The 16,773-nt window shown below is 74.8% G+C and carries 16 protein-coding genes; 4 read left to right on the forward strand and 12 right to left on the reverse strand.

The window, feature by feature from the left end:
- The 4 genes from DEJ06_RS11070 to DEJ06_RS11085 all read right to left on the reverse strand — a co-directional run.
- The coding region (locus DEJ06_RS11070) for a DedA family protein (RefSeq protein ID WP_111039378.1) at window positions 1-651 on the reverse strand (651 nt) is incomplete at its 3' end.
- 93 nt (window positions 652-744) lie between these two features.
- Entirely contained in the window at window positions 745-1,629 is an 885-nt protein-coding gene (locus DEJ06_RS11075) for a glycosyltransferase family 2 protein (RefSeq protein WP_111039319.1), read from the reverse strand.
- Window positions 1,626-3,119, reverse strand: coding sequence for a D-glycero-beta-D-manno-heptose 1-phosphate adenylyltransferase (gene rfaE2 / locus DEJ06_RS11080; protein ID WP_110863763.1), 1,494 nt, complete (start codon window positions 3,117-3,119; stop codon window positions 1,626-1,628). Before rfaE2 ends, DEJ06_RS11075 begins: the two co-directional genes overlap by 4 nt.
- Entirely contained in the window at window positions 3,116-4,633 is a 1,518-nt protein-coding gene (locus tag DEJ06_RS11085) for an aldehyde dehydrogenase (protein ID WP_111039320.1), read from the reverse strand. Before DEJ06_RS11085 ends, rfaE2 begins: the two co-directional genes overlap by 4 nt.
- Before the next feature lie 134 nt (window positions 4,634-4,767).
- Here DEJ06_RS11085 and DEJ06_RS11090 point away from each other — a divergent pair, with 134 nt between their 5' ends.
- Window positions 4,768-5,856: a glycosyltransferase family 9 protein gene (locus DEJ06_RS11090; protein ID WP_111039321.1), complete on the forward strand. Its 1,089-nt coding sequence runs from the start codon at window positions 4,768-4,770 to the stop codon at window positions 5,854-5,856.
- A gap of 557 nt (window positions 5,857-6,413) precedes the next feature.
- Here DEJ06_RS11090 and DEJ06_RS11095 read toward each other — a convergent pair.
- The 7 genes from DEJ06_RS11095 to DEJ06_RS11125 all read right to left on the reverse strand — a co-directional run bounded on the left by DEJ06_RS11095 (window position 6,414) and on the right by DEJ06_RS11125 (window position 13,278).
- Window positions 6,414-7,118: an SDR family oxidoreductase gene (locus tag DEJ06_RS11095; protein WP_027465581.1), complete on the reverse strand. Its 705-nt coding sequence runs from the start codon at window positions 7,116-7,118 to the stop codon at window positions 6,414-6,416.
- A gap of 62 nt (window positions 7,119-7,180) precedes the next feature.
- Window positions 7,181-8,614: a PfkB family carbohydrate kinase gene (locus DEJ06_RS11100; protein ID WP_258372422.1), complete on the reverse strand. Its 1,434-nt coding sequence runs from the start codon at window positions 8,612-8,614 to the stop codon at window positions 7,181-7,183.
- Entirely contained in the window at window positions 8,611-9,234 is a 624-nt protein-coding gene (locus DEJ06_RS11105; protein ID WP_111022892.1) for an SIS domain-containing protein, read from the reverse strand. The genes DEJ06_RS11100 and DEJ06_RS11105 overlap by 4 nt, the downstream gene beginning before the upstream one ends.
- On the reverse strand, window positions 9,231-10,559 hold the full coding sequence (locus DEJ06_RS11110; RefSeq protein WP_111039322.1) for a glycosyltransferase: 1,329 nt from the start codon (window positions 10,557-10,559) through the stop codon (window positions 9,231-9,233). The genes DEJ06_RS11105 and DEJ06_RS11110 overlap by 4 nt, the downstream gene beginning before the upstream one ends.
- Window positions 10,556-11,557 carry a glycosyltransferase gene (locus DEJ06_RS11115; protein WP_111039323.1) on the reverse strand — a complete coding sequence of 334 codons (1,002 nt, stop codon included), beginning with the start codon at window positions 11,555-11,557 and terminating at the stop codon, window positions 10,556-10,558. Before DEJ06_RS11115 ends, DEJ06_RS11110 begins: the two co-directional genes overlap by 4 nt.
- 87 nt (window positions 11,558-11,644) lie before the next feature.
- On the reverse strand, window positions 11,645-12,724 hold the full coding sequence (locus DEJ06_RS11120; RefSeq protein ID WP_111039324.1) for a glycosyltransferase family 9 protein: 1,080 nt from the start codon (window positions 12,722-12,724) through the stop codon (window positions 11,645-11,647).
- Complete coding sequence (locus DEJ06_RS11125) at window positions 12,721-13,278, reverse strand: HAD-IIIA family hydrolase (protein ID WP_111039325.1); 558 nt, start codon at window positions 13,276-13,278, stop codon at window positions 12,721-12,723. Before DEJ06_RS11125 ends, DEJ06_RS11120 begins: the two co-directional genes overlap by 4 nt.
- Before the next feature lie 100 nt (window positions 13,279-13,378).
- Here DEJ06_RS11125 and DEJ06_RS11130 point away from each other — a divergent pair, with 100 nt between their 5' ends.
- The 3 genes from DEJ06_RS11130 to DEJ06_RS11140 all read left to right on the forward strand — a co-directional run bounded on the left by DEJ06_RS11130 (window position 13,379) and on the right by DEJ06_RS11140 (window position 15,912).
- A complete protein-coding gene (locus DEJ06_RS11130; protein ID WP_111039326.1) occupies window positions 13,379-14,362 on the forward strand; it encodes a glycosyltransferase family 9 protein in 984 nt (327 codons plus the stop codon).
- A 50-nt stretch (window positions 14,363-14,412) separates the two neighbouring features.
- Window positions 14,413-14,769, forward strand: a complete 357-nt coding sequence (locus DEJ06_RS11135) for a PRC-barrel domain-containing protein (RefSeq protein ID WP_027465587.1) — start codon at window positions 14,413-14,415, stop codon at window positions 14,767-14,769.
- A gap of 186 nt (window positions 14,770-14,955) precedes the next feature.
- Complete coding sequence (locus DEJ06_RS11140) at window positions 14,956-15,912, forward strand: SGNH/GDSL hydrolase family protein (protein ID WP_146245837.1); 957 nt, start codon at window positions 14,956-14,958, stop codon at window positions 15,910-15,912.
- Here DEJ06_RS11140 and DEJ06_RS11145 read toward each other — a convergent pair.
- Entirely contained in the window at window positions 15,869-16,738 is an 870-nt protein-coding gene (locus DEJ06_RS11145) for a universal stress protein (RefSeq protein ID WP_111030082.1), read from the reverse strand. The genes DEJ06_RS11140 and DEJ06_RS11145 overlap by 44 nt on opposite strands.
- Window positions 16,739-16,773: the final 35 nt, after the last annotated feature.

Raw genomic sequence — 16,773 nt, forward strand, 5'->3', positions numbered from 1 at the left:
GGCGGGGGCGGGGGTGGCAGCGGCAGTGGCAGCAGCAGCGCGGGCCTCGCGGGCTTCGCGCCTGCGGCTGATGGTACCGAGCACCCGGTCGACCGCGATCCCGAGCCCGGCGGCGACCACCATCGACACCAGGGCCGCGACGATCGGTTCGTGCAGCACGCTCGACGCGGCCAGGGCGATGCCGATCGACACCGCCGACCACGCCAGACCCGCGATCGCGCTGATCGCCAGGAACCGGCGGTAGGGCAGGCCGGTCGCTCCGGCGGTCATGTTGACCGCGACCCGGCCGACGGGGATGAAGCGCCCGGTCAGGATGAGGCTGGCGGAGCGGCGCTGCATCTGCCGCTCGGCGAACGCGAAGGCCGCCGCGATCCGTGGTCGCTTCGAACGGGCCAGCCGGGCGAACCCGATCCGGCGTCCGATCCAGTACGCGATCGAGTCGCCGGCGATCGCTCCGAGGGCGGCGGCGACGAGCACCACGGCGAGGACGGGCTGCCCGGACGTCGCGGCGATCGCGGCGATCGCGACCAGGGCGGACTCGCTCGGCACCGGCGGGAAGAAGCCGTCCACCAGGCACAGTACGAAGAGGACGACGTAGACGAGCGGGCTCGCGGCCAGCTCGACGACGAGCGGGGTGATCTGGTCGAACACGGGGTGCTCCCTCCCGCCGACGGAACTCGTCGACGAGGACGACGCTACGGAGCCGACGTGCCGCGGCCATCCCGCGGCGGTCTCGACCACCCCCTACCGCGGTATGACGTTCCCGTCCGCGAAGACCACGTCGGGTGCGTCCACACGGCGGTCGACGACGGTGGTCGGGGCCTCCAGGTGCACGGCACCCGAGGGCATGATGCCCGCACCGCCGAACCGTTCCATCACCCGCCACTGCGCGACGACGTCCTCGCCGGCGTGCTCGGGCGGCAGGGTGTCCCAGAACCGGAAGCCACCGACCTCCTCGAGCGCACGGCGGTCGTAGAGCGCGCAGGCACCGACCCACGCGACGCGGTAGGGCACCCACTCGCCGGGGTGCAGGTCGAGGTCGGCGGCGACGTGCGTCGGGTTCGCGGCGTTGTGCAACGACCAGCGGTCGAAGCCGGGGGTCCCGCGGCGCACCACCTCGGGCACGACGGGGCCGTCCCACCGTTCGAACACCGAGGTCTCGTGGGGGCGTCGGTCCTGCAGGTACGACAGGCCCTGCACGGCGCTGCCGACGAACCCGCAGCCCAGGGTGTGCAGCGCGTCGAGCATCCGCGCGATCGACCCCGGCTCGAGCCAGACGTCGTCGTCGAGGAACAGCACCGCGGCTGCCTCGGCGTGGTCGAGCAGGAACTGCCGGTGCTCTGCCAGGCCGCGCCGTTCCGGGTGGGTGAGGAGCGTGACGGGCCGGCCCTGCGCCTCCAGGACGCGGAGCATCGCGGCGACCGCCGGCGCGCTGGCGGCGTCTCCGTCCGCGGACTGGTCGCTCAGCACGACGCGCAGGTCGACCTCGGTCTGGGCGGCGAGGCCGGCGAGCGTCGTGGCGAGCTCGGCCGGCCTGCCGACGGTCGGGATGAGCACGTCGACGTCGACCGTGCTCGTGTCCGCTGGATCGGGGGCCTTCGCCCAGGACCCGGACCAGCGGGCGGTCACGGTGCCGGGTCCGGTTCGGGCCGCGCAGCGGCTTCGCGGATCCGGCGCACGACGGCGCTGGTGGAGTGCTCGGGCACGTAGTCGACCATGACGACCTCGCCGCCGTAGCCGCGCACGACCTCGGTCTCGGTCAGCATCTCGGGGGAGTAGTCCCCGCCCTTGACGTAGACCTCGGGGCGCAGCCGCTCGATGAGCGGGATGGGGGTGTCCGTCGCGAACACCGTCACCAGGTCGACGCAGGCCAGCGCGGCGAGCACACCGGCGCGGTCCTCGGCCGGGTTGATCGGCCGCTCCGGGCCCTTCAGCCGGCGCACCGAGTCGTCGTCGTTCAGGGCGACGACGAGCAGGTCGCCCAGGTCACGGGCCTGGCGCAGGTACGTGGTGTGCCCGCGGTGCACGACGTCGAAGCAGCCGTTCGTGAAGACCACGCGGCGGCCGGCCTGGCGAGCGGCCTCGACGGCGGTGGCGAGCTCGTCGTGGTCGACGACGGTCGCCGCCGGGGCGGTCACCGAGTCGAGCAGGGCGGCGGCGGTGCAGACGGACGTGCCGGCCTCGCGGACGACGACGTCGGCAGCGGCCTGGGCGACCGCGACGGCGTCGCGCAGGGGTGCCTGCACGGCGAGGGCGACGGTCGCGGCGGCGCAGAAGGTGTCGCCGGCACCGGAGGCCTGCTGCTCCGAGGCGGGCGTCGCACGCGTGCGGAACCCCTGGTCGGAGCCGGGCTCGAGCAGCACGGTGCCGTCGCGGTCGAGCGTGACCACCGCGGCCCGGGCCCCACTGCGGGCGAGCACGTCGGCACGGGCCGCGACGACGGTGCCGACGCGGTCCGCGCCGGTGCCGAGCTCCGTGCCGAGCAGCGCGGCGGTCTCACCGGCGTTCGGCGTGACGAGGTCGGGGTGCAGCGCTGCCCAGCGGGTCAGGTCGTGCGCGTCGACCACGACGGCGCCGGGGCGGTCACGGTCGAGCATCGGCACGACGTCCTCGGCGCGGACGCCCAGGCCGTAGTCGCACACCACGGCGGCGTCGGCGCACCGGATGGCACGGGCCACCGAGCGGGCGAGACGTTCGCCGTGCTCGGCGGTCGGGGTCGCGGCGAGCTCGTCGACCCGGACCACGACGCGGTCACCGCCGACCACGCGCGACTTCGTCGTGGTGCGGGCACCGGGGATCTCGACCAGGAACGACGTGTCGACGCCGGCTGCCTCGAGCCGCTGGCGCAGGACGTCACCGGCCTCGTCGTCGCCGATGAGCCCGACCATGCGGACCCGGGCTCCGAGGGCGCGGGCGTTCACGGCCGTGTTCGCCGCGCCGCCCGGCACCGCGATGGTCTCGGTGACGCGGACGACGGGGGCCGGGGCCTCACGGGAGACCCGCTCGGCCTCGCCGACGGTCCAGCGGTCGAGGATGCAGTCGCCGATGACGACGACGAGGGGCTCGCGGTCGTCGATCGTGGCGACGAGGTCACGGACCAGCCGGACGTCGGCGGTCATCGGGTGCCTCCCACGGTGTCGGCGCTGCCGGCGGTGGCGCCGGCAGCGGCTGCCGGGCCGGTGTCGGTGGCGGTGCTGCTGGTGGCTGCGGTGCTGCCGGCTGCTGCGGTCGACGGCTCGGCGGTGCGGCGCGGCGGTGCGGCCTCAAGGTGCACCACCGTCGTGGTCGTCATCTCGTCGAGCAGGTGCGGGCCGTACCCGAACCCGGCGCCCGAGGCGCCGCGGGGCTGGGCGCTGCCGCCCGGAGCGCCACCGAACACGGCGTTCACCTTGACGGTGCCGACGGGCAGTTCGGCCGCGGCTCGGAGCGCGTGCGCGGTGTCGTTCGTGAGCACCGTGGCCGCGAGGCCGTAGCGGTCGGCCGCGGCGAGCCGGAGGCCCTCCGCGAAGTCCGACACGACGCGCACCGGGGCGATCGGGCCGAAGGTCTCCTCGGTCAGCACGAGCATGTCGTCCGTGCAGTCGGTCAGGACGGTCGCCGGGTAGAACGATCCGAGCCCGCCGGGCGTGACGCCACCGGTCCGAACCGAGGCGCCGCGGGCGATCGCGTCGTCGACGTGGTGCTGCACGAGCTCGCGGAGCCGGTCGTCCACGAGCGGCCCGAACTCGGCGGCGGGTGCGGCCGTGCGGCGCTCCGCCTCGGCGACGAGCGCGGCGACGAAGGGCTCGGCGACGTCCTGGTGCACGTACACCCGCTCGACGCTGGTGCAGATCTGTCCGGTGTTCGCGAACGCGCCCAGGGCGACCTGTGCGGCGGCCCACTCCGGGTCGACGTCGGCGTCGACGATGACCGGGTCGTTGCCGCCGTTCTCGCGGATGACGTGGGCGCGGGTGGTCGCGGCCACCTCGCTCAGGCGGTCACCGGTCGCGGTCGACCCGACGTGCGCGTAGACGTCGATGCCCTCCTGCGCCAGGAGCAGCTCGCCGGTGGTCGCGTCGCCGTCGACCCCGATGAGCACGCCGTCCGGCAGGACCTCGGCGAGCAGCGCGTTGAGTCGGGCGAAGGTCGCCGGGCAGCGTTCGCTGCCCTTGTGCACCACGGTGTTGCCCGTGACGATCGCTGCGCCGAGGATCCCGCAGGCCACGGCGACCGGGTCGTTCCACGGCGTCAGGGCGAGCACCACGCCGCGCGGGTGCGGCACCGACCAGTCGGCGGCACCGAACTGCCCGCGCAGGGCCTCACCACGGTGCACCGGCCCGAGCTCGGCGTACTGCACGAGCGTGCCGATGCCGGCCTCGACCCCACCGAGGGCGTCGCCGGGCACCTTGCCGGTCTCGCGGGTGTTCAGGTCCGCCAGCTCCTGCGCGTGCGCACGGAGGTGCTCGGCCGCGGCGTGCAGCAGGGCACCGCGCTCGGCCGGCGCGGTCCGGGCCCAGGCACCGGCAGCGGCACGGGCGCGGGCGACGGCGTTGCGGACGTCGTCCTCGGTCGAGCGGCGCACGGTGGACGCGATCGATCCGTTCACGGGGTCGGTCACCACGAGGTCGTCGGCGGCGGGGGGTGCGATCGTCATGGGGTCCTTCCGGAGGCGGGCGGGGCCTCACACGGTGCTCGTGCTCCGCTGTGTGCGGTCACGGCATCGCGCTTCTCGTCCATCCGGGGCCGCTGCTGGACGTCCGGACGGGTCCGACCGGTAGACGTGGAGCTGTGCAACAGATCGGTGTGGGCGGAGAACGGTTCGACGGGGTCAGCGAGATCGCGGTGCTCCGCGGCGGGGGACTGGGCGACCTGATGTTCGCCCTCCCGGCGGTCGAGGCCCTGGCCGCCGCGTACCCCGGAGCCCGGATCACGCTGCTCGGGGCGCCGTCCGCGCGGCCGGTGCTCGAGGGCCGGAGCGAGGCCGTGCACGCCTACGAGGAGCTCCCCGTCGTGCCAGGGGTCCGGGACTCCGGCGAGGGCGCACCGACCGAGCAGGACTTCTTCGAGCGGCTGCACGGGCGCTTCGACCTCGCGGTGCAGCTGCACGGCGGCGGCCGGAACTCGAACCCGTTCCTGCTCCGGCTCGGGGCCCGTCACACCGTGGGCACCGCCACCGAGGACGCCGAGGTCCTGGAGCGCTGGGTCCGCTACGTCTACTACCAGCACGAGGTCGTCCGGGCGCTCGAGGTGGCCTCGCTGGCCGGTGCCGAACCGGTCACCCTCGACCCGCGACTGCACGTCCCCAAGGCCACGCGGGCCGGGGTCCGACAGCGCCTCGGCGTGCGGGGACGGCTCGTCGCGATCCACCCCGGCGCCACCGACCCGCGTCGCCGCTGGAGCCCCTCGCGCTTCGCCGAGGTCGCCCGTGCCCGGCTCGCCGCCGAGGACGACGTGGTGCTCGTGGGTGACGACTCGGACGTCCCGGCGTCGTCCGCCATCGTCGCGTCGCTGCCGCCCGAGTTGCGGGAGCGCGTGCACGACCTCACCGGGTCACTGCCGCTGCGCGAACTGCCCGACGTCCTGGCCGCCGCCGACGTCATGGTCGGCGACGACTCCGGCCCGCGGCACCTCGCCGTCGCCGTGGGCACCCCGACCGTCGGGGTGTTCTGGTTCGGCAACGTGATCAACGCCGGGCCGTTCGACCGCGGTCGGCACCGCGTGCACCTGTCCTTCGTGACGCAGTGCCCGGTGTGCGGCACCGACGTCACCCAGGTCGGCTGGACCGCCGAGCGGTGCGAGCACGACCCGTCCTACGTGGACCAGGTCGAGCCGGAGGCCGTCCTCGCCGACGTCGAGGACCTGCTCCGCACGCTCTGACGAGCCTCGCACCGTGCGAGCTTCGGTCTCGTGCGCGCGCCGTCACCCCGTGCGCGGTTGCCCGCTGCGTGCGGCGCTGCAAGCGCGCACCCAGCCGTCAACGCTGCACCAGGCGACGCACCGCGTACCGTGCACGGGACCCGGCACGCGGACAGACGGGAGGCGCGCTGCCAGCCTGCAACGCGCCTCCCGGCCGCACCGTGCGCACGCCGTCGCCCCGTGCGCGGTTCACCGCTGCGTGCGGCGCTGCAAGCGCGCACCCAGCCGTCAACGCTGCACCAGGCGACGCACCGCGCACCGTGCACGGAACGCGACCGGACGCCGGACGGGAGGCCCGCTGCCAGCCCGCAACGCGCCTCCCGGCCGCACCGTGCGCACGCCGTCGCCCCGTGCGCGGTTGCCCGCTGCGTGCGGCGCTGGAAGCGCACACCCAGCCGTCAACGCTGCACCAGGCGACGCACCGCGCACCGCGCACCGTGCACGGGACCCGGCACGCGGACACACGGGAGGCGCGGTGCCAGCCGGCACCGCGCCTCCCGTCCGTCAGCGGCGAGCGGCTACGGCCAGCTCGGCTCCGTCGCCGGCATGATCGACAGCTCGCGGATCTCGCAGCCGGCCGGCTGCGACAGCGCGAAGATGATCGAGTTCGCGACGTACTCCGGCTCGATGAGCTGCGCGTCCGGGCCCGGCTTGTACTGCTCGGTCCGGTCGGCGAAGAAGTTCGTGCGCATCCCGGCGGGGATGATGTTGGTCACGCCGATGCGACCGGCGGTCTCGGCGGCCAGCGCCTGCGAGAACCCGCGGACGCCGAACTTCGACGCCGAGTACGCGGTGCCGTCGCCGACGCCGCGCAGGGCGAGCGACGAGGAGATGGTGACGACGCGGCCGTGCGTGGCCTCGAGGGCGGGCAGGGCGGCGCGCACGGTCGAGGCGGTGCCGATCAGGTTGACGCCGACGATCTGCTCCCACTTGCCGGACGAGATCGCGTCGATCGGGGCAGGGGTGTCGATGCCGGCGGCGGTGACGACGGCGTCGAGGCCACCGTGCCGCTCGGCGGCGTCACGGACCGCCTGCTCGACGGCATCGGTGTCCGAGACGTCCACGGCGACGGCGTCGACGCCCTCGGGGACGGCGTCGATCCGCAGGTCGAGGACGATCGGGGTGCCGCCGGCCTCGGTGACGGCGGCCACGACGGCGGCTCCGAGTCCGGAGGCGCCGCCGGTGACGAGGACGCGGCCGATGGGGGTGGTGGGGACGGGCATGGATGTCCTTTGCGTAGTGGTGCGGGAAGTGGTCGAGCGGGTGTGGAGCGGCGAGCGGACGCTCAGCCGACGCGTTCGATCGCGGCGGCGAGCCGGGTGGTCGAGCGGCCCGGGTGGAACGGCACGGTGACGACTCGGCCACCCCACTCGGCGAGGGTCGCCGTCTCGGGCAGTTCGCTCGCGGTGTAGTCGCCGCCCTTCGCCCAGACGTCCGGGCGGAAGCGGCGCAGGGCCTCGTCGGGGGTGGACTCGTCGAACACCACGACGGCGTCGACGCAGTCGAGTGCCAGGAGCAGCTCGACCCGGTCGTCCTGGGTCATGATCGGCCGGTCCGGGCCCTTCAGTGCGCGGACCGACGAGTCCGAGTTGAGGCACACGACCAGGCAGTCGCCGAGTGCACGGGCGGCCGACAGGGTGCGGGCGTGCCCGGCGTGCAGCAGGTCGAAGCAGCCTCCGGTCGCGACGACGGTTCCGCCGGCGCTTCGGACGTCGTGCACCAGGCGCATGGCGTCCCGGTCGGCCCCGGGCACGGCGAGCGGCGCGGGGCCGTCGTCGGCGAAGAGCGCGGTGACGCCACCGGCGGCCAGGTACTCGGACGCGGCGACCACGCCGGCGGAGACGGCCTCGGGGACGTCCGCGCCGGACGCCAGTGCGACGGCGACGCCCGCGGCGAGCCGGTCGCCAGCACCGCAGGGGTCCCCGGCGCTGACGGACGGAGCCGGCACGAAGCGGCTGTCACCCTGGGCGTCGGCGAGCAGCGCACCGCGGTCACCCATCGTCACGGCGACGGCGCCGGCCTGCCACTGCTCGACGAGCCGGGCGGCGGCGACGGTCGCGAAGGGCACACCGTGTCCCTCGACGTCGGTGAAGCGTCGCGCCTCGGCAGCGTTCGGGGTGGCGACGGTGGTGCCGGGGACGGGGGCGGCGCCCTTGGGGTGCGGGTCCCAGACCACCGGCAGGCGCTCGGCCGCACGGGTGAGGGCGTCACGGAGTGCCGGGGCAGCGGCGACCCCGCGGCCGTAGTCGGCGACGACGATCGCGTCGACGCCGTCGAGGGCTGCGGTCATCGCGTCGGAGGCCTCGGGCACGGGCGGGGTCGCGCAGCCCTCGTCGATCCGGACGAGGGCGTGGTCGACGACGCGCACGCGGGTCTTCACGGGGGTCGGGACTCCGGAGGGCCCGGCGACGATCGTGACCTCGGGGAGCAGGTCGCGGATCTCCTGGGCACGGCCGTCGTCGCTCAGGACGGTGACCAGGGTGACGTCGTGGCCGTCGCGGGCGAGCATGGTCGCGACGAGTCCGGCGCCACCGGCACGGCGGTCGTCGGTGGCGACGTCCACCACGGGGACGGGGGCGTCGGGGCTCAGACGCTCGCTCGTGCCGGACACGTCGACGTCGAGCAGGGTGTCCCCGACGACGGCGATGCGGAAGCGCGGGGCGGCGGCACGGCCACCGGCGGCCCCGGAACGCGGTGCGACGGCAGCGGGCCCGCTCATCGACGGCCCCCGCGACGCAGCGTCGGCTCCATGGCCTTGCAGAGCGCGTGCACCAGGACGAGCTGCGCCTCCTGCACGTTGGCGGACGGCCCCTCGATGCAGATCGCGTCGTCGACCAGGTCGGCGAGTGGGTTCGGCCCGGACCCGGTCAGCGCGAGGGAGCGGGCACCTACGGCACGTGCGGCCTCGGCGGCCCGCAGCAGGTTCGGGCTCTTGCCGCTCGTCGACAGCAGCACGAGGACGTCGCCGGCCCGGGCGTGCGCCGACACCTGCCGCGCGAACACCTGGTCGTAGCCGTAGTCGTTCCCGATGGCGGTCACGGCGGAGGTCTCGGCGTGCAGCGAGATGGCCGAGTACGCCGGCCGGTCGCCCTCGAAGCGGCCGGTGAGCTCGGACGTCAGGTGCTGCGCCTCGGCAGCGGAGCCGCCGTTGCCCGCGGCGAGCAGCCGACGCCCGGCGACGAGCCGCCCGGCGATGTCGTCCGCCCACTCGGCGATGTGGTCCTTGTGGTCGACGAGGGAGGCGATCACGGGGACCGACGCCGCGACGTGGTCGACGACGACGCGGGCGCTGTCCGTGACGGCGCGGTCCTCGAGCCCGGTCTGCTGGTCGATGGTCATCGTGCGGTCCTCTCCGTCGACTGCGCGGCGCGGGTGACCCGGCCGGCGTGGGTGGTGCGCGAGCGGCCGGCAGCGGGCCCGGTGGTGCTGGCGGACGACGTCGTGCCGGCGAGCAGGCGCTCGTAGACGCGCTCGCTGTCGGCCGCGACCTTCTGCCAGGTGTAGCGGGACTCGGCGCGCTGTCGACCGGCACGGCCGTACGCCTCGCGGCGCTCCGGGTCGTCGAGCAGTGCGCCGACGGCCTCGGCGACCGCGGTCTCGTCGCGCGGCGGCACGTGCAGGCCGGTGGCGTCCTCGACGACGGTGTCGATGAGCCCGCCGACGCTCGACGCGACCACCGGGCGGCCGCAGGCCATCGCCTCGAGCGGCACGATGCCGAACGGCTCGTACCAGGGGGCGCAGACGACGACGTCGGCGCTGCGGTAGACGGCGGGCATGTCGTGCTGCCCGAGCTGCCCGCGGAACGTCACGTGGTCGCGCACGCCGAGCGACCGGGCGAGTGCGTCGAGGCGCTGGTACTCGGGGTCGTCCACCAGGTCGGCACCGGCGACACCGGCACCGCCCACGACGACGAGTTCGACGTCACGGCCCTGTTCGACGAGCGCGGCGAGTGCGGCGATCGTCGTCCCGACGCCCTTCCGCTGCACGAGTCGTGAGGCGGTGAGCACCCGGAGCGGACGGTCGCGCTGCTCGACGGGGCCGTCCGGACGGAAGAGCGACACGTCGACGCCGCACGGCACCACGGAGATGCGGTGCAGCGGGACACCGAGGGCCTTGAGCTCGAACGCCTCGTCCGAGCAGGTCGCGACGACCTGGTCGACGCTCCGGCCGACGGCGGGTTCGACCCACTCGCGCTCGGCTGGGCTGGTGTCCGCGGCACCCTGGTGCCGGCGCTTCACGACACCCAGGGCGTGGAAGGTCTGCACCACCGGGATCCGCACCCCACCGGTCCGGGCCTGCGCCTGCGTCACCGCGTCGAGGGCGGCGTGGCCCGACATCCAGAAGTGCGCGTGCACCACGTCGGGACGGTCGAGGAACCACTCGGCGGCGAGCACCGACGCGAACGTCCCCATGAACGGGAACAGCTCGTCCTTCGGCACGGCACGCGCGGGACCGGCGTCGACGTGCACGACGTCCACACCGGGGCGCAGGGGCACGCGGACGGGCTGCGACGCGTCGTCGCGTCGCGTGTAGACGGTCACGTGGTGGCCGCGGTCGGCCAGTGCACCGGACAGTTCGGCGACGTGGACGTTCTGCCCACCGGCGTCGACCCCGCCGAGCACGGCGAGCGGACTCGCGTGCTCGGACACCATGGCGATCTTCATCGCAGGCTCCCTTCGAGCGCGGCTCCCGCCGCACGGTTCCGTCGCGCACCGCGCGCGACGGCGTCGTCGAGCAGGTCGTCCCAGTCGGCCAGGAACCGACCGAGCGCGTGCCGTGCGAGCACGGCCTCACGCGCCACGAGCCCCCGTCGGCGCGCCTCGTCCGGGTCCTCCAGCAGCAGCCTGGAGGCCCGCACCAGCTCCTCGACGTCGGTCGCGATCGCCCCGGCCTCACCCGGGACCGTGCGGGCCGCGTCCGTCGTCGCGAGCACCAGGACCGGCATGGCCATGTGCATCGACTCGATGAGCGACAGGCCGAGCGAGGTCCAGCGGTTCGGGTGCACGTAGGCCCGCCGTTCGGCCAGCGCCGCGTGCATGGGGTCGGCCTTGACGTCGCCCTGCGCGAGCACGCGGTCGCCGAAGCCGAGCTCCGGCAGGCGTTCGGTACCGATGCCCCAGACGTCGACCGGGGCGACCTCGGCGAAGCGGGGGAGTAGGTCGGTGCCGACGACACGGTTGCGCCGGACGGGTTCGTTGATGACGACGCCGAGGCGCTCGAGCGCACCGGTGTACAGCGGGCCGGGGTCGACGACGCCGTGCTCGACGACGGTGGTCCGGGTGGTCCCGCAGTCCCACATCAGGGCGTTCCAGTGCGTCACGTGCGCGATCGTCAGGTCGTCGCGGTCGCGCATCGGGTGCAGGCTGTTCGGCACGTCGACCCGGGGGGCGTTGTGCTCCACGAAGACGATCGGGACGTCACGGCCACCGAGCAGACGACGGGCTTCCTCGAGCTCCTCGGTGCGCTGCAGGACGACCACGTCGACCTCGGCCTCGGCGATGTCGGCCGGGTCGATCTCGATCGCGGAGTCCGGCCAGGCGCGCCCGCCGCGGCCGAGTCCCCAGGCGTCGCGCGCCGGGGTGGTCGGGATGAGGTACTCGTGCTGGCCGCGGACGAAGGCGTCCATCCAGCCGCCGTGCACGTGCCACACGAGGATCCGCATGCAGGGCCTTCCGGTCGGTGTCGATGGGGTCGCTCCCCACCGCCGCCGGAGCAGCAGGAGAAGGAGCAGGAGAAGCAGTGGCGCACGCTACGCAGCGCCTTCTGGGCCGCCCCGCAGACTTCTCCGGTCAGTCCGCGAAACGCGGTCGAGGAGCCGCTCGTGGGCCTCCAGGACGTCCGCGATGCGCACTCCGGACAGGCACGGGTGGCCGGGGACCGGGCACTCGCGAGCTCGGCTGAGCCGGCACGGTGCGGCCTGGTCGCCGAGCAGTTCGACGAGCGGGGCGTACGGCGCCCACTTCACGGCGGGGACGACCGGCGAGAACAGACTCACGATGGGCGCCCCGACGGCCGCGGCGAGGTGGGCCGGACCGGTGTTCCCGACGACGACGACCTCGGCGCCGGCGAGGACGGCCGCGAGTTCGGCGGGGCTGGTGCGGCCGCCGAGGTCGATGCCGGTGTCGCCCGCCACGGCGGCGGTCAGTGCGCGTTCGCCGGGGGAGCCGGTGACGACGACGGGGACGCCGCGCTCGGCGTAGGCGGCGACGAGCGCACGGTGGTGGGACTCCGGCCACGACCGTGCCGGGACGCTGGCTCCGGGGTGGACGACCACGTAGCGGTCGAGGCCGGCCACGGGCGGGGGCAGGACGGCGTCGTGGCGCACCGCGAGCCTCCCGTCGTCGTCCGGCGGCAGCCGGAACCCGGCCGCCTCGGCGATCCGCAGCGCGCGCTCGGGCTCGGGGAGGTCCTCGGGCAGGTCCTCGCCGGGGCGCAGCCGCACGTCGAGCAGCGACCCGGGGTGGTCGACCGAGGCCCCGGAGACCCGAGGGACCCCGGCCAGGCGCAGGAGCAGCGCGAGGGGCAGGGGCGACTGGTGGAAGGACGTCAGGACGACGGCCTCGTCGGGCTGTTCCTCGGCGACCAGCGCGCGGAACTCGGCGAGCAGGGCGTCGTCGATCGGGCGTGCGGTCTCGGTGACCCACGGTGCCGCCCACACCCGCACCCGGTCGATGCCGGGCAGCAGGTCGGCGGCCGGCGCCCCCTGCGGTCCGCACAGCATCGTCACGTGCGCGGCACCGGCGGCGACCGCGCGCACCGCGGGGCCGGCGACCAGGACGTCGCCGAAGGAGTCGAGCCGGGCGACGAGGACGCGCCGACCCGCGCTCACGCCCGGTCCGCCACGCTGCCGACGTGCTCGAGCACCAGGGTGACGGCCTCGTCCAGGTCCGCGGCGACGGTGTCGGCCTCGTCGATCTCCTGACGGCGGGTGCGCGGGGTGGGCACGAGGATCCCCTGCGCGCCGGCGTTCCGGGCAGCCTGCACGTCGGCGCCGATGTCACCGACGACGACGATCGACTCCGGCGGGATGCCGAGCCGCTCGGCGGCGTCGAGGACCATCCCGGGCCGGGGCTTCCGGCAGGCGCAGTCGTCGCCGGCGTCGTGCGGGCAGACGCACCATACGTCGAACGGGCCGACGAGCTCGTCGACCCGGGCGTTGGTGGCGTCGACCTGTTCGCGCGTGGCCATGCCCTTCGCGATCACCGACTGGTTCGTGACGACGCCGAGCTGCAATCCGGCGGCACGCGCCCGGTCGACGGCGCGGCGGGCACCGGGGACGGGGACGACCAGGTGCGGGTCGGCGTTGTACGGGACGTCCACCACGAGGGTGTCGTCGCGGTCGAGGAGCAGGCCGCGGATGACGCGGTCCGGTGCGAGGGCCATGCTCCGTGACTACCGGTCCACGGCCGGGGACCGCCCCAGGAAGAGCCGCGGAGCGCGGTCCCGGCAGGACCGTCAGCGTGTCGGGTCTACCGTCGCGGCGGTGACCGCCCTCGAGAACCTGCCCGACCCCGACGGACGCCCGGAACTGCTCGTCCTCCGTGCCATCAAGCTCGGCGACCTGCTCGTCGCCGTCCCCGCACTGCACGCGCTCCGCCGCGCGTTCCCCGACCACCGCATCACCCTGGCCACCACGGCGTGGCTGGCGCCGGTCGTCGAACTCGTGCCGGCGGTGGACGTCCACCTGGCCCAGCACGGTCTCGACCACCCGATCGCGGTGCCGCACGGTGCCGTCGACATCGCCGTCAACCTGCACGGCGCCGGCCCGGAGTCCTCGGACCTCGTCGCCGCGCTCGCCCCGCGCCGGGTGATCGGGCACGCCGACCCGACCCACGACTACGAGGGCCCGGAGTGGCCGGACGACGTGCACGAGCGCGACCGCTGGGCGGACCTGCTCACGTGGCACGGCATCCAGGCGGACGCCACCGAGGTGCACATCGACCGCCCCGCCGAGCCGCCGGTGGTCGCCGACGCGGCCGTCGTGCACGTGGGCGCCTTCCACGGTGCGCGGCACTGGCCGACGGACCGCTTCGCCGACGTGGTGCGCGGACTGCGTGCGCGCGGTGCCGACGTGGTCCTGACAGGAGGCTCGGACGACGTCGTGCGCGCCCGTGCCGTCGCCGACGCGGCTGGCCTGGCGCCGGAGGCGGTCCTGGCCGGCACCCTGGATCTGCAGGCCTTCGCCGCGGTGATCGCCGCGGCGCGGCTCGTCGTCACGGTCGACACCGGCGCTGCGCACCTGGCGACCGCGTACGGGGTGCCGTCGGTCGTGCTGTTCGGCCCGGCCCCGCCCGAGGCGTGGGGCCCGCCGTCGACCGGCCCGCACATCGTGCTCACCGACGCCTCGGTCCGTCGCGGCGACGTCTTCGCCGAGGACCCGGACCCGGCGATCCTGGCCGTGACCGCGGACGACGTGCTCGACGCGGTGGACCGGCTCCGGGTGACCGCTCAGGCGGCCGGGCGGTAGCGTCGACCGAGAGCCACCCGGACCTGCCGGACGCTCGGAGGGAGTCCTTCGTGTTCGAAGCCGCGAACATCCGTGACTGGATCGGTCTGCCGGTCGTTGACGAGGCCGACGACAAGGTCGGCACGCTCGAGAGCATCTACTACGACACCGCCACGTCCGAGCCGGCGTTCGGTGCCCTGACCACCGGCATGGTCGGGTTCCAGAAGCTCGTCTTCGTCCCGCTGTTCGGCGCCACCGTCGCCCCGAAGCACCTGCGTGTGACGTTCCCGAAGAAGCTCGTCAAGGACGCCCCGTCGATCTCGACCGATGGCGAACTCGACGCCGCGACCGAGCCCGAGCTGTTCCAGCACTACGGGCTGGAGTACCGCACCGGCAGCGGTGGCGAACGCCGACTCGGACGCCGCTGAGCCCGTCCCGCCCCACCCGACCGACCCCACCCGACCGACCGATCCGCCGCACCCGCCCGGAGGCCGCAACTGCTCCGCACCGCCCGTACGACGCTGCTCGCCGCCCTGGCGGCGGTCGCCGTCGTCGGGCTGGTGGTGGCCGGGGTCGCGGCACCGGGGCCGGTGGAACCCGCGTCGGCCGCGCCGATGTGGCCCGTCCCGCAGCCCTACCCGGTGCCGGACGACCCCACCGAATCGCTCGCCGGCCTCCCGCCCGGCAGCGAGTACGTCGCCCTCGGTGACTCGTACTCCGCCGGCTACGGCCTCGGCGACCGGACCCGGCTGCCCACGAGCGCGTGCGTGCAGTCGGCCCGTGACTACCCGCACCGGCTCGCGGCGCGGTTCGGCCTGGACCTGACCGACGTCACGTGTGCGGGCGCCACCAGCGAGGACGTCACGACCGGACACCAGTTCACGGGCGTCCCCCCGCAGATCGAGTCGCTGTCGTCGCGCACCCGGCTCGTGACCCTGACCATCGGCGGCAACGACGCGGACCTGTTCGGCACCGCCGCGTCGTGCCTGGCGATCTCGGCCGACGGCCCGGTGTTCTCCGGACGTGACGCGCCGTCGTGCGAGAGCACGCTCGTGCAGGACGGTGAGGACCAGCTCAGCGTGAAGATCCAGTCGCGGGTCGCGCTCGGGATCGCCGACACCCTCGCAGCGGTGCAACGGGCCGCGCCGAACGCCGTCGTCGTGTTCCTCGGGTACCCGGCGATCTTCCCGGACGCCGAGCACACCCCGGCGAAGGGCTGCTTCCGCTCGGCGCTCGACCTCGGCACGCTCGCGGGATCGTTCCCCTCGGACACCTTCCCCTTCACCGACGACGACGTGGCGTACCTGCACGGCGTGCAGGAGGAGCTCGACGCGGTGTCCGCATCCGCCGCCGACGCCGCCGGGGTGCGGTTCGTCGACGTCCTCGAACGCACCGAGGCCCACTCGGCCTGCGCCCCGGCGGACGAGCGCTACGTCGCCGGCGTCAGCCTGACCGGCTCGAGCGACCTGCGACGGATCGACCTCAAGGCCGGCGCCCTGCACCCGAACGGTCGCGGTGTCGCGTACCTCACCGACCAGATGGCCGACGCGATCCGGGAACTCGCCGGCTGACCCGTCCGGACCCCGCGCTGTCCGTGTGGGCCGCCGGAGGGACGACGCACACCGGAGCCGCCGTCTCGCGGACGACGTCGTGGAGCAGTGCGCCGGACAGCACCCGCACGTGCCCCCGTCCGAGCACCACGAGCGACGCCCGCCGGGTGCGCGATGCGATGGCGTGCCCCGGGTGTCCCTCCACGAGCAGCGGCCGGATCCGCACCGCCGGGAACCGCGCGGTCAGGTCCTCGGTGACCCGCTGCAGCAGTTCGGCGTTCCGGGCGCGCCACCGCAGGGGATCCTCGGCGAAGTCGGTGAGCCCGGTCCGGGTCAGCACGGGCATCTCCCACGCCCGGAGCAGCGTCAGTCGTCGGTGCAGCCGGACGGCCTCGGCCACGGCGATCGAGACGGCCCGTTCGTCGATCGGTTCCTCGACGGCCAGCACCACGTCGCCGTCGATCGGGTGCGGGCCCTCGGGGACGATCACGGTCGGCACGGCCGCACGGACCGCGACCCGCGCCGGGTCGCCGCCGGCGGTCGAACCCCGTCGGCTCCGGAAGGTCCCGATCACCAGGAGGTCACCGCCGTCCGACTCCTCGACCAGGGCGGTGGCGAACGGCCCCGCGTGCCGGTGCACCTCGACGGTCACTCCGGGCAGGGCGGCGCGCGCGGCCTCGGCCAGGCGGTCGGCCACCGGTCCGGGGCCCTCGATCGCCGGGTCGGCACCGATGATCCGGATCCGCTCGATCCCGCTGTCCGCGCGGGCGGCGATCCACCGCAGCGCCTCGTCGTGCGGCATCGCGGCGTCCGCGGCCAGCGTCACCGTCGTCCATCGTTCGTCCATCCCGATCGGCCTCCTCCATCGCAGGTCCTCCGGGG

It is taken from the genome of Curtobacterium sp. MCLR17_051, from assembly GCF_003234395.1.
In the GTDB taxonomy this organism is placed as follows: domain Bacteria; phylum Actinomycetota; class Actinomycetes; order Actinomycetales; family Microbacteriaceae; genus Curtobacterium; species Curtobacterium flaccumfaciens.

Bases quoted from the DNA above. Each gene is read 5' to 3' on its own strand.
- DEJ06_RS11095 (WP_027465581.1), bottom strand. From the start codon at position 7,118: ATGCCCGTCCCCACCACCCCCATCGGCCGCGTCCTCGTCACCGGCGGC.
- DEJ06_RS11105 (WP_111022892.1), bottom strand. From the start codon at position 9,234: ATGACCATCGACCAGCAGACCGGGCTCGAGGACCGCGCCGTCACGGAC.
- DEJ06_RS11115 (WP_111039323.1), bottom strand. From the start codon at position 11,557: ATGCGGATCCTCGTGTGGCACGTGCACGGCGGCTGGATGGACGCCTTC.
- DEJ06_RS11100 (WP_258372422.1), bottom strand. From the start codon at position 8,614: ATGAGCGGGCCCGCTGCCGTCGCACCGCGTTCCGGGGCCGCCGGTGGC.
- rfaE2 (WP_110863763.1), bottom strand. From the start codon at position 3,119: ATGACCGCCGACGTCCGGCTGGTCCGTGACCTCGTCGCCACGATCGAC.
- DEJ06_RS11140 (WP_146245837.1), top strand. From the start codon at position 14,956: ATGTGGCCCGTCCCGCAGCCCTACCCGGTGCCGGACGACCCCACCGAA.
- DEJ06_RS11125 (WP_111039325.1), bottom strand. From the start codon at position 13,278: ATGGCCCTCGCACCGGACCGCGTCATCCGCGGCCTGCTCCTCGACCGC.
- DEJ06_RS11085 (WP_111039320.1), bottom strand. From the start codon at position 4,633: ATGACGATCGCACCCCCCGCCGCCGACGACCTCGTGGTGACCGACCCC.
- DEJ06_RS11145 (WP_111030082.1), bottom strand. From the start codon at position 16,738: ATGGACGAACGATGGACGACGGTGACGCTGGCCGCGGACGCCGCGATG.
- DEJ06_RS11110 (WP_111039322.1), bottom strand. From the start codon at position 10,559: ATGAAGATCGCCATGGTGTCCGAGCACGCGAGTCCGCTCGCCGTGCTC.